This window comes from Agrobacterium sp. 22-210-1 (genome assembly GCF_053522525.1).
Map to the genome: position 1 here is coordinate 396710 of NZ_JBNWCI010000002.1, position 14337 is coordinate 411046.

The 14337-nt window shown below is 61.1% G+C and carries 11 protein-coding genes; all 11 read right to left on the bottom strand.

What is annotated here, in order from left to right; genetic code table 11:
• Nucleotides 1-403: 403 nt before the first annotated feature.
• The 11 genes from ACQZ5F_RS14775 to ACQZ5F_RS14825 all read right to left on the bottom strand — a co-directional run bounded on the left by ACQZ5F_RS14775 (nt 404) and on the right by ACQZ5F_RS14825 (nt 14313).
• Nucleotides 404-1846, bottom strand: a complete 1443-nt coding sequence (locus tag ACQZ5F_RS14775) for a M20 family metallopeptidase (RefSeq protein WP_448730619.1) — start codon at nt 1844-1846, stop codon at nt 404-406.
• 127 nt (nt 1847-1973) lie between these two features.
• A complete protein-coding gene (locus tag ACQZ5F_RS14780; protein ID WP_225338589.1) occupies nt 1974-3518 on the bottom strand; it encodes an ABC transporter substrate-binding protein in 1545 nt (514 codons plus the stop codon).
• Between the two features lie 36 nt (nt 3519-3554).
• Complete coding sequence (locus ACQZ5F_RS14785) at nt 3555-4391, bottom strand: serine hydrolase (protein WP_175414589.1); 837 nt, start codon at nt 4389-4391, stop codon at nt 3555-3557.
• A gap of 13 nt (nt 4392-4404) precedes the next feature.
• On the bottom strand, nt 4405-6039 hold the full coding sequence (locus tag ACQZ5F_RS14790; protein ID WP_225338590.1) for an ABC transporter ATP-binding protein: 1635 nt from the start codon (nt 6037-6039) through the stop codon (nt 4405-4407).
• On the bottom strand, nt 6036-6854 hold the full coding sequence (locus tag ACQZ5F_RS14795; RefSeq protein ID WP_046801390.1) for an ABC transporter permease: 819 nt from the start codon (nt 6852-6854) through the stop codon (nt 6036-6038). Before ACQZ5F_RS14795 ends, ACQZ5F_RS14790 begins: the two co-directional genes overlap by 4 nt.
• Nucleotides 6851-7795: an ABC transporter permease gene (locus ACQZ5F_RS14800; RefSeq protein ID WP_003511005.1), complete on the bottom strand. Its 945-nt coding sequence runs from the start codon at nt 7793-7795 to the stop codon at nt 6851-6853. Before ACQZ5F_RS14800 ends, ACQZ5F_RS14795 begins: the two co-directional genes overlap by 4 nt.
• Before the next feature lie 180 nt (nt 7796-7975).
• Nucleotides 7976-8881, bottom strand: a complete 906-nt coding sequence (locus tag ACQZ5F_RS14805; protein WP_046801479.1) for a LysR family transcriptional regulator — start codon at nt 8879-8881, stop codon at nt 7976-7978.
• Nucleotides 8882-8998: 117 nt separating this feature from the next.
• Nucleotides 8999-9943, bottom strand: a complete 945-nt coding sequence (locus ACQZ5F_RS14810) for an isoaspartyl peptidase/L-asparaginase family protein (protein ID WP_137086498.1) — start codon at nt 9941-9943, stop codon at nt 8999-9001.
• A 45-nt stretch (nt 9944-9988) separates the two neighbouring features.
• Nucleotides 9989-11527 carry a hydantoinase/oxoprolinase family protein gene (locus tag ACQZ5F_RS14815; RefSeq protein ID WP_225338591.1) on the bottom strand — a complete coding sequence of 513 codons (1539 nt, stop codon included), beginning with the start codon at nt 11525-11527 and terminating at the stop codon, nt 9989-9991.
• The gene (locus ACQZ5F_RS14820; protein ID WP_046801393.1) at nt 11524-12600 is read right to left on the bottom strand and encodes a DUF917 domain-containing protein; all 1077 of its coding nucleotides are present in this window, start codon (nt 12598-12600) and stop codon (nt 11524-11526) included. Before ACQZ5F_RS14820 ends, ACQZ5F_RS14815 begins: the two co-directional genes overlap by 4 nt.
• 117 nt (nt 12601-12717) lie before the next feature.
• Complete coding sequence (locus tag ACQZ5F_RS14825) at nt 12718-14313, bottom strand: ABC transporter substrate-binding protein (protein ID WP_225338592.1); 1596 nt, start codon at nt 14311-14313, stop codon at nt 12718-12720.
• Nucleotides 14314-14337: the final 24 nt, after the last annotated feature.

Genomic DNA, 14337 nt, shown 5'->3' on the forward strand with positions numbered 1-14337 from the left:
TTTCTCCTCCATGGTGTCCGGCGCCACCTCTCCCAGCCGGAAGCGGACCCGAAAGCCCGCCGCTACCTCATCCAGAAAACGGAATAATGAAACCGATTTTCTGCCGTTCGATATATTTATTCCATTTTTGGTTCGAACGTCAATGTTTTCTTCGCGGTCTGACAGCGAACCGGCACACAAGGCGGTGATGACGGGAGTTTTAAGGAGAACCGGGTACTGAGACCGGAGGCCGAAAGGCGTGCCAAATCTTCCCGTGTCATCCCCGCCCTTGAGGCGGGGATCCATAAGCCGTTGAAATTATGGATGCTCGGAACGAGCCAGAGGAGGATGTCGAGCGAGGTGCAAGGTCTGCCGTCAATATCGGGCGCTTCGCCGCCGAGACGGACGTCGCCGCAAGCGCGGCCTACCCGTGCGAGCCGGGCATCACATCCGCAGGAATGGGGCAGACATAGTCGCCGCCTTCCGTCTTTTCCCGCCATTCCCTTTTAGCGCTGGCAAGCAGTTCAGGCGAGGTCATCAACGAAAGACCGGTCGATGCCAGCGTCTTGGCGGCATGCGCCATGGCCTTGTGGGCGGCGGGGCTTTTGCCCTGTGCCACCACCTGCCAGGTATGCGGATTGGTCCCGATCGCCCAGGCCGGCGTCCAGCACTGCGCCGTCGGCGTGATCCAGCTGACGTCGCCGACGTCGGTGGAACCCGCCCGAAAATGCGACTCGCCCTCGAAATCACGCAGGCCGAGATGCAGGGGCGTCGATCCGTCGACCTTCCGGTTGGAAAAGACGTCACCCTTTATCTGGTAGAGCCGGATGCTGCTTTTGATCGCTTCTTCGGTAAACGTATCCTGTATGCGTTTGGCGAAGTCGATATCCGCGTCATCAAAGGCGATGGGGCCAAGCGTCACCATGTTTTCATGCATCGCCGTTTCCAGCGTTATGTTGGGCAGAAGGTTGGTGGAGGCGGTATCGAAGACGATCTCCACCTCGGTTTCGGTCATCATCGCCGCGCCGCGCGCGACTTTGTCCACCCTTGCTGCGAGGTCGAGTGCCTGGCGCATTTCCGGCGCGCGGATCAGATAGAGGACTTCCGCCTTCGCCTGCACCACATTCGCCGCCTTGCCGCCGGTGTCGGTGATCGCATAATGCACCCGGCAATCCTGCGGCATGTGTTCACGCAGGAAATTGACGCCGACATTCATGAGTTCGACGGCATCGAGCGCCGAGCGGCCGAGATGGGCGGCGTTGGAGGCATGGGCCGCAACACCCTTGAAACGATAAAAATATTCTAGTACGGCCAGATTGTTGGTGGAACGCACGCCGTTGAAGGGTGCCGGATGCCAGGTCAGAGCCGCATCGACATCGTCGAACAGGCCGGCGCGCACCATGAAGGTCTTGCCGGAACCGCCCTCCTCGCCGGGGCAACCGTAGTAACGCACCGTGCCGGGCAGATTGTTCGCTTTCAGATGCCGGGCCAGCGCAATGGCGGCCATCAGCGAGCCGACGCCGAGCAGGTTGTGACCGCAGCCATGGCCTGTGGCGCCCGCCTCGCGCGGCTGCACCTGCGCCACATCGGCCAGCTGGCTCATGCCGGCCAGCGCATCGAATTCACCGAGGAAAGCGATGACCGGCTTGCCGCTGCCGAATTCGCCGATGAAGGCCGTGTCCATGCCTGCCAAGCCGCGACGAACCGCAAAACCGTTTTCCTCAAGTGCTTTTGCCAGAACGCCGGCGGATTGCCGTTCTTCGAATTTCAGCTCGGCAAAATCCCAGATTCTGTCGCTCAAGGTGGTGAAATCGGGCTTCATTGCCTCGACTTCGGCGGCAATCGACATCACGGCATCACGGTTCATGGCTTGTCCTCGCATTTCCGCCCTTTGCGGGCACGCGCAAGCACTTCGGCGGAGGCACCGCCAAATCCTTACGCTCTATGATGGAAAGCCCGCGCCGGGGTCCGCCTCCGGCGCGGGCGATAGTGGATCAGTTGTCGACCGAGACTTCCCAGAGGCGGGCGTTCGACTGCCAGACCGGCTGGCCCTTCAACTTCTTCGTCGCGCCCCAGACATCGACCATGTCGTAAAGGAAGATGCCCGGCATTTCCTTCAGCATCAGTTCATGGAACTCGTCGAAAATCTTCTGGCGCTTCGTCTGGTCGGCCTCAACATAGGCCGCCTTCATCAGCTCGATCGCTTTCGGATCGTCCCACATCAGCGAGGCGTTCTTGTCCTTGTTGCCGACATAGAAGGCATACATCAGCGCCGGGTCGAGACGCGGGGCGACCGACTGCGAGATCACCTGATAATTGCCGGAGCGACGGCGATCCACCTGCGTGGCATAGTCCAGCACCTCGATCTGCACATTGAGACCCGCCTGCTGCATCATGGCCTGCGCCATGACGGCAGCCGGGAAGCTCGGTACGTTGCCGCGCTTGTTGGCGATGATGGAGATCGGCTCGCCCTTGTAACCGGCGGCCTCCAGTTCCTTCTTCGCGGCCTCGACATCATAGGCCGGGCGCTTTTTCTGGGCCTCGTCATAATAAACCGAGTCCTGCGAGACCATCGAACCGTTCGCCTCACCCGTGCCGTTGGATGCGGCGGCGACCAGTTCATCGAGATCGAGCGCCATCGCCATGGCGCGGCGTACGCCGGGATTGCTCAGAACCTTGTCGCGGGTCTGGATGTAGAAGAGGTTCTTGCCGTTGTTGCGGGCAACGATGAGCTGCATCTTGTCGTTGGTCTTGAACTCAGGAATGAGATCGGGAGAAATCTCGGCCGTATCGAGGACGCCGGATTCAAGCCCGGCTTTCACGGTCGAGGCATCGGGAATGACCATGAACTTGATGCCGTCGGCCAGCGGCCGCTTGGAACCGACCATGCCATCCGGCTTGCCGTCATTTGCCGGCGAAACATAATCGGCAAATTTGGCGAGGCGGATATATTCGCCCTTCTTCCACTCGTCCCACTGGAACGGCCCAGTGCCGATCGGCTTGACGAAGTTGCCATCGGCAGCAACCGATTCCGGCGAGATCATGCCGGTATAACCGCATTCCGGCCGCGACATGAGGCCGAGGAAAACGGCGGAGGGTTTTTCAAGGGTGATCTCGACCGTCGATGCATCGCTGGCCTTGACACCGGTGACGTGTGCTGCCCCGCCATCGGCGAAATCGTTGAGGCACGCCCATTTCGTTTCCGGCTTCAGGTAACGTGTCCAGTTCCAGACGACATCCTCTGCGGTGAGCGGCTTGCCATTGTGGAATTTCACGTCCTTGCGCAGCTTGAAGGTATAGGTCAGGCCGTCAGGCGCAACCTCGACACTCTCGGCGAGCAGCGGCTTCACCTCGCCGGCATTGTTATAACCGACAAGGCCTTCAACGATGTGCAGGATCACCCCGTCCGTATTGCCGTCGCGGTTCACCCCCGGATTGTTGCTGCGCAGATCCGAACTTTGCGCGATGGTGATATCGCGTGCAGCCGCGATATTGGCGGTCACGAGCAGGGCAACGCCTGCGAGAAGAAGTTTTTTCACTGTTCTACCCTCTTTGTTGTCGTTGATTGTGATTGATTAAAACCCGTCCCAGCAGCCTTGTGCCAGCCGGCCGATCGTTTCGAGCGCGATGGTGTATCCCGGAGTGCCATCAGGCATCACCTGCGGCACCTCATCCGTATAGGTGGTGATGATGAAGGACGGCGCGCCATTTCTGTAGACGATGCCGGCATCCATGCGACCGCGCTTGCCGCGGCCGCTCTTGCTGGCCACCACGGCCTCGAAAGGCAGGCGGGAGCGAATTCCATACCGCAAAATCTGGTTTTTCAGCGTCTGCATGGCCCATTCGCACAATTGCGGGCTGCAACCGAGCTTTGCCTGCGCCTCCGGTGAGGACTGGGCATCGAGAATGGTTTGCAGCAGAAGCACCTGATCCGCCGCCGAGGTGGTGGTGACGGTTTTCAACGGATGGTCAGCCGCCAGCGCCAGCGGCGGAATGAGGAAACGATGATGGGTATTGGCCATGCCGAGCGATTTGCAATAGCCGTCCACCTCTTCCAGCGTCAGCCGTTCCAGCACCATCTTGGTGCAGACATTGTCGCTCAGCACCATCATGCCGGCGACGGCATCGCGTAGCGAAATGACGATGCCCGGCGTCATATAACGGAACATGCCGCTCGCGACCTCTTCCGCCAGCCGCTTTTCATAGGTAACGGGCTGGTCGAGATCGATCCGCCCTTCGCTTGCGGCCTTGAGCACGGCCATCATGATCGACGTCTTGCGGGTGCTGCCCGATGGCGTCTCCTCGTTTTCTCCCCGCCCGATCTCTTCGCCGGTCAGGAGATTGCGCACCATGAAGCGCGTCACGAAAGGCTGTGCATCACAGATCGCATTCAGTTGGGCAGCCACGGTCATTGTCATCTTCCTGTTAAACTTCATCTTCCAGACGCCATTTGAGTGTCACGCCGCCCTTTTCATTCTGGTCGAGGGCGGGAATGGCCGAGAGGAGCCGGCGCGTATAGGCCTCTCTCGGACTGTCGAAAATCGTGTCGCGGTCACCCTCTTCGATGATGCGGCCGTCCTGCATGACGACGACACGGTCGGCCACCTGCTCAACCACACCGAGATCGTGGCTGATGAACAGGCAGGAGAAACCGTAACGTTTCTGCAGATCGGAAAAGAGATCGAGCACCTGTGCCCGCACCGTCACGTCGAGCGCGGACACCGGCTCGTCGGCGATCAGGAAGCGCGGACGACGGGCAATGGCGCGGGCAATGGCCACGCGCTGGCGCTGGCCGCCGGAAAGTTCGTGCGGGTAACGGGTCGCGTAATCCGCGTCCAACCCCACCTCTTCCAGCGTTTCGAGCGCCCGCTTGCGCTTGGCGGCCTGATCGAGGTCAGGCACGAGGCGCAGCGCCTCTTCCACAAGTGCCAGAATGGTCATGCGCGGATCGAGCGAGGAATAGGGATCCTGAAACACCATCTGGCAATTCAGGCGATAGTCCTTCCAGTCCTCGTTGCGCTCCCGCCCCTGAAAGCGGATATGCCCTTCGCTTTCCTGCACGAGCCCGGCAATGGTGCGGCCAAGCGTGGTCTTGCCGGAACCGGAACCGCCGACCAGCGCCACGACCTCACCCTCATGAATATCGATACTGACGCCGTGCAGCGCCCGCTTGGGCTTGGCTTTCTTCAGCAGGGATTTGCGTCCGGCATAATCGACGACGATATCGCGGGCCGAAACCATCGGCGCCTTGGACGTGTCGATGGCGCGCGGCTCGCCGCGGAACGGCAGGGAGGAAAGCAGCTTTTTGGTATAGGGATGCTGCGGCGCGTCCAGCAGGTCTTCGGTGCGGCCCTGCTCGACGATCGCACCTTTTTCCATCACCACGATGCGGCTGGTATAACGCGCCACCATCGGCAGATCATGGCTGATGAGCAGCACGGCCGTGCCTTCCGCTCGCGTCAGCTCCACCATCAGCTCCATGACATCACGCTGGATGACCGCGTCGAGCGCCGTCGTCGGCTCATCGGCGATCAGCAGGGCCGGTTTCAGCAGCATGACCGAGGCCAGCATGATTCGCTGGCGCATGCCGCCGGAAAACTCGTGCGGATAGGCCGTCAGCGCGCCTTCGGGATCGCGGATGCCCACGCGCCGCAGCATATCGAGAATTTTCTCGCGGCGTTCTTCCGGGGATAATTTCGTGTGAAGGATCAAGCCCTCTTCCAGCTGCCGGCCAATCGTCATCGACGGGTTGAGGGAGGTCATCGGCTCCTGAAACACGACACCGATCTCCGCGCCGCGCAGACGCCGAAGATCCTTCACCGGCAGGGACATGACATCCTGCCCCTTGTAGATGATCGATCCGCCGGTGACGGCGATGGCCGGTGGCAGAAGCGAAATGAGCGCGCGGGTTGCGAGCGTCTTGCCCGAGCCGCTTTCGCCGACGATGCCGAAGATTTCGCCCGCGGCAATATCGAAGGAAACATCCTTGACCACCCGGTGGCCGGTTCTGGCGACTTCGAGCGAAAGGCCGCGAACGGTGAGAAGTGTAGTGTCCGTCATTTGAGACCTCTCATGCGCGGGTCAAGCCTGTCGCGCAGGGCATCGCCCAGAAGATTGATGCCAAGCAGCGTCAGCGCGATGCAGAGACCGGGGAAAAGCCCGAGCCACACGGCCTGCTGGATGAAGGGCCGGCCGGCGGCCAGCATGTTGCCCCAGGTGGGCGCCGGCGGCGGCACGCCGAGGCCGAGGAAGGACAGCGCACTTTCCGAAAGGATGGCCCAGCCGAACATGGAGGTGGCAAGAACCGTGATCGGCGCGATGCAATTGGGCAGGATGTGGCGGAACATGGTGTAGATCTCACCATTGCCCATTACCAGCGACGCCTCGATGAATTCCCGCTCACGCAGAGAAAGCACGGCACCGCGCACCACGCGGGCCATGGACGGCGTATAGGCGATGCCGAGCGCAAAGATGATGCCATACTGGTTGGCGCCGAAAACCGCGAGCAGGCCGAGCGCCAGAAGAATGCCCGGAAAGGCCAAGAGCGCATTGTTGATGGCCATGATGACGCCATCCACCCAGCCGCGCGCATAACCGCTGACAAGGCCGATCAGCGTGCCGAAGATTGTCGCGAAGCTGACCGTCAGAAAACCGATCCAGACGCTGGCACGCGCGCCGACCATCAGGCGGCTCAAAACATCGCGCCCGAATTCGTCGGTGCCGAGAAGATGGCTTGGGCCGGGCGCGGCGAGACGCGAGGCGAAACCGAGCTTCATCGGATCATAGGGTGTCCAGAACAGGCCGGTCACGGCGGTGATGAGCAGGAGGGCGATGAGAAAGCCGCCGATAAGCCCGTTGAGTGTGAACTTTTTCATTCGGCAACCACACGCGGATCGAAGAGGGGATAAAGCAGGTCGACGAAGAGGTTGACCAGCACATAGGACAGCGAGACGAACAGCAGGCAGCCTTGAATGACGGGATAGTCACGGGCAAAAATACTGTCGACCATCAGCCGCCCGAGACCGGGAATGGTGAAGACCGTCTCGATGACGGCGATACCGCCGAGAAGATTGCCGAGGATAAGGCCGATCATTGTCCAGGTGGGACCAAAGGCGTTCTTGAAAGCATGCCGCCAGAGAACCGCGCTTTCCGAAAGGCCCTTGGCGCGGGCATGGGTAATGTAATCCAGCCGCAGAACTTCCAGCGTCGAGGCGCGCGCCATGCGGATCAGCACACCCATTTCATGGATCACCAGCGTCATAACGGGCAGGACGAGATAAAGCATGCCGCCGACGAGATTGTCGCTGATCGACACATATCCGAGCACCGGCAACCAGCCGAGCTTGAGGCCGAAAAACAGAAGAAGCAGAAGACCCAGCCAGAATGTCGGAATGGACAGTAGCAGCGTCGCCGTTCCCACCAGCGCAAGATCGGTCAGACTGTTCTGTTTCCAAGCGGCGATCACGCCCGCAGGAACCGCAATCAGGCTGGCGAGCAGCACGGCGACGACGACGATCTCGGCGCTGACGAGGAAGCGCGAGACGACCAGCGGCAGCACCGCCTCGTCATTGACGATGGAGCGGCCGAAATCGCCCTGCACCACATTACCCGCCCAGATGACGAATTGTTGCGGCATGGACTTGTCGAGGCCGAGTTCGGTCCTCATGGCTTCGATCTGTTCCGGTTGCGCCATGTCGCCCAGCATCAGGGCAGCCGGATCGCCCGGAATGAAGCGGATGAGCGCGAAAACCGTGATCGACACGAATGCGATCGTCGGCAGCGCCATCAAAAGACGGCTCAGTATGAATCTTATCATCGGTTCCCCACGATTGATGGCGGGGAATGATATCCCGCCTCTATCGGTTTCGTTGCTGGTGACTATGACGGATTGATAAATAAGGCGCAATATTATGCGTAAACGTCATATATCTATGCAGAATGGCGGCGCGTTTCATCCTGATGAGGACAATGAGATTTCCCGCCCAAAATCCCGTTTTCAGTCGATTTTTTGCGAAAGCTGGATTTCCCGCTTCAAGGCATCGCTCAGCGCCTGTGCCGCGATGGACAACGGTGCACCGGAGGCGCGGGCTAGACCGAATTCCTGCGTCGCCTGCGGAACGAATGGCCGGGCGACAACGGGAAGATGCCGGTAGAGGTTGGCATAAAAGCTGCTGATGATCGTCACCCCCAGCCCATGCGCCACATAGGCGCAGGCGGAACTGTTGGTGTGGGTCTCGATCTTCACCATCGGCTTGACGCCGGCCTTCTTGAAGACCTGATCGAGCGCCATGCGGTTCGGCCGCTGCCGGCCAATCAAAATGAGCGGAACATTGCGCAGGTCCTTGACGGTAATTTCGTCGAGTTTGGCCAAGGGATGATCCTCCCGGACCACACAGACGCTTTTGCCGGTGGCGACACGCTCGACATCGATGCCCGGGCCAATCTCGCCTTCCATCCGCAGGAAACCGAGATCGATCACCCGCTCACCGACAAGCTTGTTGATGGCGGTCGTCGTTTCAAAAAAAGTCTCGATGCGAACGCCGGGAAAATCCCTGACATAGTCAATCAGCATGGCGGGCGCGAAATTCTCCCACATGCTGCTCGGCAGGCCGATGCGGACGATTTCCGGGCCGGCAGCGCCGTTGCGCAAATCCTCGGCGTGGCCGGACATGCGATCAACGGCAAGCAGCACATTTTCCGCATCGCGGGCAAGAAGTGCAGCCTCGGGCGTTGGGATCAACCGTCCCTTGTCGCGGGCAAACAGCGTCAGCGACAGATCCGCCTCAAGCTGCGCCAGAAGCCGGCTGATACCGGACTGGCTGAGCCCCATGGCCTTTGCGGTGGCGATGGTGGAGCCGGTGGAAAGAAGCGTGCGCAGGACTTCGAGCTGCTTGATATTCATGAGGCAAGCACCATGGGTGAAAGGACGAGCCGGTTTCGGTTCAGACGTTTTGCCGCCGATGACGCTTGATGTCACCGGTTTTTTTAGCACCGTCATGCGGCCCCGTCTGGCCGCCGCTTACAGTTCCACCTCATAGACCCTGTCGTGGGTGGCAACACGCGCCTCTCCGGAGGGCGTCACCCAGCCGCGGAACATGCCAGGCGTATTGTAGGGTGCGGCAATGCCGCCTTCGGCGTCTATCGCGACGAGACCGGCGCCAATATCGTAAGGCGCCAGATCCTTATGGACGAGATCGCCGGCCGCAGTCTCCAGATCCTGCCCGAGATAGGCGACACGGGACGCGATCTCGTGGCCGACGACATAACGGATGAAAAACTCACCCTTGCCGGTGCCGGATACCGCGCAGGCACCGTCGCGCGCATAGGTGCCGGCCCCGATCACCGGGCTATCGCCCACCCGGCCGTTCGGCTTGTTGGTATAGCCGCCGGTGGAGGTCGCCGCCGCAAGATGCCCGGCCGCATCGAGCGCCACCGCGCCGACGGTTCCGTGCTTTTCGTTTTCCGTCGCTTCCGTTCCAGCGGCGGCATGGACCTTCATGGCCGCCAGCGCCTCGAGACGTTTTTGCGTGGTGAAATAGGATTGAGGTTCGGTGGCAAGCCCCTGCTCTTTCGCAAACTGGTCAGCCGCTTCGCCGGTGAGATAGACAGCACGTTCATCCGCCATCAGCGCACGGGCAGCCTTTACCGGGTTTCGGATGGCGCGTGATGCGCTGATTGCGCCCGCCGCCAGCGTTTCACCATCCATGATCGAGGCGTCGAGTTCGTGAACCCCGTTCTCGTTCAGCGCCGCCCCATGGCCTGCATTGAAATGCGGGCTGTCCTCCATGACGACGACCGCCGCCTCAACCGCTTCAAGCGCGGTTCCACCGGCCTTCAGCACGCCATAACCGGCCCGCAAGGCCGCCGCCAGATCGTCGCGCGCCGCCTCCCATTCCGCAGGCGTCATGCTGTGTTCCGGCATCACGCCGCAACCGCCGTGAATGGCCAATGCGATCTTCGTCATGTCCTCACTCCACTGTCGCCCCGCCACAAGCAGGGCCTCTTACCATCAATGAAAGGCGATATCGCCGATGACCCGCACCCGCACCCGCCGCGCGCCGCCCGGCAGATAGGCGATCGGAATATCCTCCACCTCAAGCGTCTTGAGGCTCGCCCGCTCCGCGCCCGAAGCGACCGCCGCGTTCTGCGCTTCGGTTTCTGCTTTCGCAAGGGCCTCGTCGCGGCTCAAGCCGGAAAAGACCTGATCCACTTCGCCCGAAACCTGCGCCATGGCTGCACCCAGCGCATTGGCAACGCCTGCATTTTCCACACGCAACACCTCGGATGCGCCCGAAACCCGCTCCGGTATCAGGAACGCCCCGCCGCCGACCGCAACCAGCGGCACATCTTCCGCAGACGTCTTCATCTGGTCGAAACTGTCAGCCACCATGTCGCGGATACGGGAAAGCGTCGCCTGCACGAATGCCGGATCGAGGTCTTTCACACGATCCTTGTCGCCCATCTCGATCAAGCCTGCGGCCACGGCGATATCCGATGTCGTCAGCGTCTCGCCGCCGAACACGCGGGCTTCCGTCAGGATGCGATATCCGACCGAGCGCGGGCCGATCTTGCCGGTCTGCGGATCGACGATCGTGCCGCCGCCAAGGGCGACAGGCAGAAGGTCGGGCATACGGAAGAGCGTGCGTACCCCGCCAATATGAACGATATTGTTCGCCTCGCGCGGAAAGCCGCCGACAAGGCAGCCGATATCGGAGGTGGTGCCGCCGACATCCACCACCATGGCATCGGAAAGACCGGTGAGGAAGGCCGCACCACGCATCGAGTTCGTCGGGCCGGAAGCGAAGCTGTGCACGGGGTTCGCGGCGGCCACATCCGCAAGCGCCACGGTGCCGTCATTCTGGGTCAGATAAAACGGCGCCTTCACGCCCGCTTCGCGCAGCGCATCCGAAAATGCCTGAACCGTGGTCTTGCCGAGCGTTTGCAGCGCTGCGTTCAGGAGGGCGACGTTTTCCCGCTCCAGAAGCCCGATACGGCCAAGCGTATGGGAGAGCGTAATGCGTGCATCGGGAATGACCGAACGGACGATTTCCGCCGCCCGCACCTCGCACTCCGTCGTCAGCGCCGAGAAAGTTGCCGAAATGGCGATGGAGGTGATGCCCGCATCGCGAATTTTCATCGCCGCTTCGCGGATTTCACCCGGGATCATCGGCACCAGCGGGCTTCCGTCATATTCGTGGCCACCATGAACCATGAAGATCAGCGGATTGACGGCCTCGTGTAAATCCCCAGGCCAGTCGCACATCGGCGGCAGCGAAGAACCGGTCGGCAGCGCGATGCGGATGGCGGCGACCCGCTCCAGCCGGGCGCGCTCCACCACCGCGTTGGTGAAATGTGTTGTGCCGATCATCACCGCGTCGATGGGCCGGTCCGCCGCGCCGACATGGCCCGCCACATGGGCGAGCGCCGCCTTGACGCCGGACAGGACATCCTGCGTGGTCGGAACCTTGATGGAGGCGACGATCGTGTCTCCATCGATGAGAACGGCGTCCGTATTGGTGCCGCCAACGTCAATACCGATGCGTTTCATGGGAATACCGATCTGAAATCAATGTCATAACCGAAGGCACGCGGGCCGACGGCAGCGATACCGGCAGGTGTCGTCAAAAGTTCCGGCGCCGGCAGGGCGACAACCGTGACGCGCTGGCCATAACGCACCGATTCCGTGCCGATGGCGCTGCCCGAGATAGTGTCGAGAAGGCAGAGCAGGTCCGGCGTCATGGCAACCGGCTGGCCATCACGGAAGGCGACCGCCCATTCGTTCTGGAAGGCGAGTTCCAGTCGCGAGCCTTTATCCGCATCGATGCCTTCAATGGTGGTGCTGCCGCGCAGGAAGCCGCCGGTGGTTTCACGCGCCACGTCCACCACCTTGCCACGGAACAGCTGCTTGCCGCCCTCATGGTCAAGAACCGCCTGAACGGGGTCATCATGGCGTTGACGCGCCGCCATCACCGCGCGGCCGAGCTCGGTCGCCTTGGTGACGGTGTAGTGAATGCCCCATTCCTTCACCTCCTTGCCGGTGCGCGGCGCCTTGCAGGTGGCGGCGGTGGAGCCGACTTCGGTGCAGACCTTGCGCGAGATGCGCTCCATCCATTTCCACGAAGCCGCCCGCGTGACGATCACCTCATTGTCGCGCACATCGACCAGCGACAACGGGAACATCGGCAGGTTGCCGATGGCGAAGGAGGTCATCTGCGCTTCGGGATAGGCGCGCCCCATGGCATCGGCATTAACGACCGGCCGGTCGAGCATCGCAGCGGCTAGGAAGGAAGAAAGCGCATTCGAACCGCCGATTTCCACGCTCATGATCGCCCGGAACGGTTTGCCGAGATAATCCTCCATCACCTCGACAGCGCGGGCGAGATGGACGGGGTCCCCCAGCCGCTCCTGACCGACAAGCGGCGCCCCCATCTTGGAGACAACGGCAACCATGTCGTCATCGGCAAGCGCCATGGGATCCATGACCTTCACCCGCCTGCCCTCGGCATAAAGACGGCGCAGGTTGAGCGTCGAGATATAGGGGTTGCCGCCGCCGCCCGTTCCCAGAATCCAGGCGCCGGTGGCCAGAGGTTCGATATCGTCTTCGGAAAATTCCTGGATCATGCGTCATCCTCGGGCATGCCGCAGCCTTTCCGGCCGCAGGCGATGCTCCTTCCCTTTGAAGTTCCAAGTCTGGCCAACCCCGCCTTTGTGGCGGGGCCGGTTTTCATCAGGCGGAGATCACTCCGCCTTGCAGTCCCAATGGAAGTTGGAGAAGTTCAGGTCCCAGCTCTGCATGGGAATGAACTCGTAACCCTGAAGGCACTTGTTCGCCGCATAACGGCGGTTCGGTGCAACCGCCCAGACGTCTGGCTGAAGATCGGCGATCTTCGTCTGCAGCTCCTTGTAGGTGGCGTTCTGTTCGCTGACATCGGTGGTGGCGCGGACCTTGTCGATCAGCCCGTCGATTTCCGCGCTCTGCAGCCATTCCATCGACATCCAGGTGCCGGAGGCCTTGGAATGGTACTGGTTGTAGAACATCGCATCCGGCGACGGGTAGGTCGGCGAGATGTTCACCTGCGTCGATGCGGGCGTCGTTTCCGGCTTGGAGGACAGTTCGACAATGCGGTTCCACGGCTCGGGCTTGATATCGAGCGTGATGCCGATCTGCTCGAGGCTGGATTGCAAAAGCAGCGCCACTTCGGCCTCGAAGGCCAACGAAGCGACATAGCTGTTGACCAGCGTGATCTTCTGGCCGGCATATTTCGACTTCGCCAGCTCTTCCTTGGCCTTTTCCAGATCATAGACGCCGGGCTGGATATCGCCGTTATGCGCATCCTTGAACGCGTCGGAAAGCGGTCCCTTCATGTCGAAACCGGGATAGATCACTTCCTGGATCGTCTTGTAGTCGGTCGCATAGGCAATGGCGCGGCGCACGTGCACGTCGTCGGTCGGATAGACCTTGGTATTGAGCTTGATGACGAAACCGCCGGCGGTGCGGGTCTGGATCAGCTTGTAACCCTTCATCCGGCCGATGGATTCATAGGTATCGTTGCCAAGTCCGTGCGAGGAAAGGCCGAGTTCGCCCTTTTCCGCCAGCGCCTTTACGGTGGCGTCGTCGCTGGTCTGCACGAAGCGCACTTCATCGATCGGCTTGCCCTTGGTCCAGCCGAGGAAATAATCGGCATTGCGGGCAATGACCATATCGGCCGAGCGGTTGTAGCTGACGAGCTTGTAGGGGCCGGAACCAGCGGAATGTTCGCCGACATAGGCCTCACCCCATTTGTCTTCGGGCTTGGCATTGGCTTCGATCAGCGTCTTGTTCATCGCCATCATCAGCGGCGTCGCCGCCATGAAGGGCGAGAACTGGCGCTCGATCTTCATGACCAGCGTGGCATCGTCGGGCGCAGTGACGTTTTCGGGCTTCAGCACGCCGACGATGAGGTTCGACGGGCCCTTGTTGATGCCGAGCAGACGCTGGATCGACCAGGCAAGATCGGCAGCCTTTACCGCCGTGCCATCCTGAAATTTCGCGTCGTCGCGCAGGTGGAAGGTGTAGGTCAGGCCGTCTTCCGAAATATCCCAGGATTTCGCCAGATGCGGCACGATTTCGCCCTTGGCGTTCACCGTGGTCAGGCCGTCATACATGTTCACGATGGCCATGTAGCCGGTGTAATCAGTCACCTTCGCGGGGTCGAGCGAGCTGAATATCTGCATGGTGTTGACCGCAACTGACACCTTGTCTTCCGCAAGGACTGCAGAAGAAAAAAGCGGCAACGCGAGCGCCGTGCCGAGCGCCAGCGCGGCGAGACGGGAAGCAAGTACAGGCATTTTCATTATCGTTCTCCTCTTTATTGCGGA

Bases quoted from the DNA above. Each gene is read 5' to 3' on its own strand.
- ACQZ5F_RS14775 (WP_448730619.1), bottom strand. From the start codon at position 1,846: ATGAACCGTGATGCCGTGATGTCGATTGCCGCCGAAGTCGAGGCAATG.
- ACQZ5F_RS14785 (WP_175414589.1), bottom strand. From the start codon at position 4,391: ATGACCGTGGCTGCCCAACTGAATGCGATCTGTGATGCACAGCCTTTC.
- ACQZ5F_RS14790 (WP_225338590.1), bottom strand. From the start codon at position 6,039: ATGACGGACACTACACTTCTCACCGTTCGCGGCCTTTCGCTCGAAGTC.
- ACQZ5F_RS14795 (WP_046801390.1), bottom strand. From the start codon at position 6,854: ATGAAAAAGTTCACACTCAACGGGCTTATCGGCGGCTTTCTCATCGCC.
- ACQZ5F_RS14800 (WP_003511005.1), bottom strand. From the start codon at position 7,795: ATGATAAGATTCATACTGAGCCGTCTTTTGATGGCGCTGCCGACGATC.
- ACQZ5F_RS14805 (WP_046801479.1), bottom strand. From the start codon at position 8,881: ATGAATATCAAGCAGCTCGAAGTCCTGCGCACGCTTCTTTCCACCGGC.
- ACQZ5F_RS14810 (WP_137086498.1), bottom strand. From the start codon at position 9,943: ATGACGAAGATCGCATTGGCCATTCACGGCGGTTGCGGCGTGATGCCG.
- ACQZ5F_RS14815 (WP_225338591.1), bottom strand. From the start codon at position 11,527: ATGAAACGCATCGGTATTGACGTTGGCGGCACCAATACGGACGCCGTT.
- ACQZ5F_RS14820 (WP_046801393.1), bottom strand. From the start codon at position 12,600: ATGATCCAGGAATTTTCCGAAGACGATATCGAACCTCTGGCCACCGGC.
- ACQZ5F_RS14825 (WP_225338592.1), bottom strand. From the start codon at position 14,313: ATGAAAATGCCTGTACTTGCTTCCCGTCTCGCCGCGCTGGCGCTCGGC.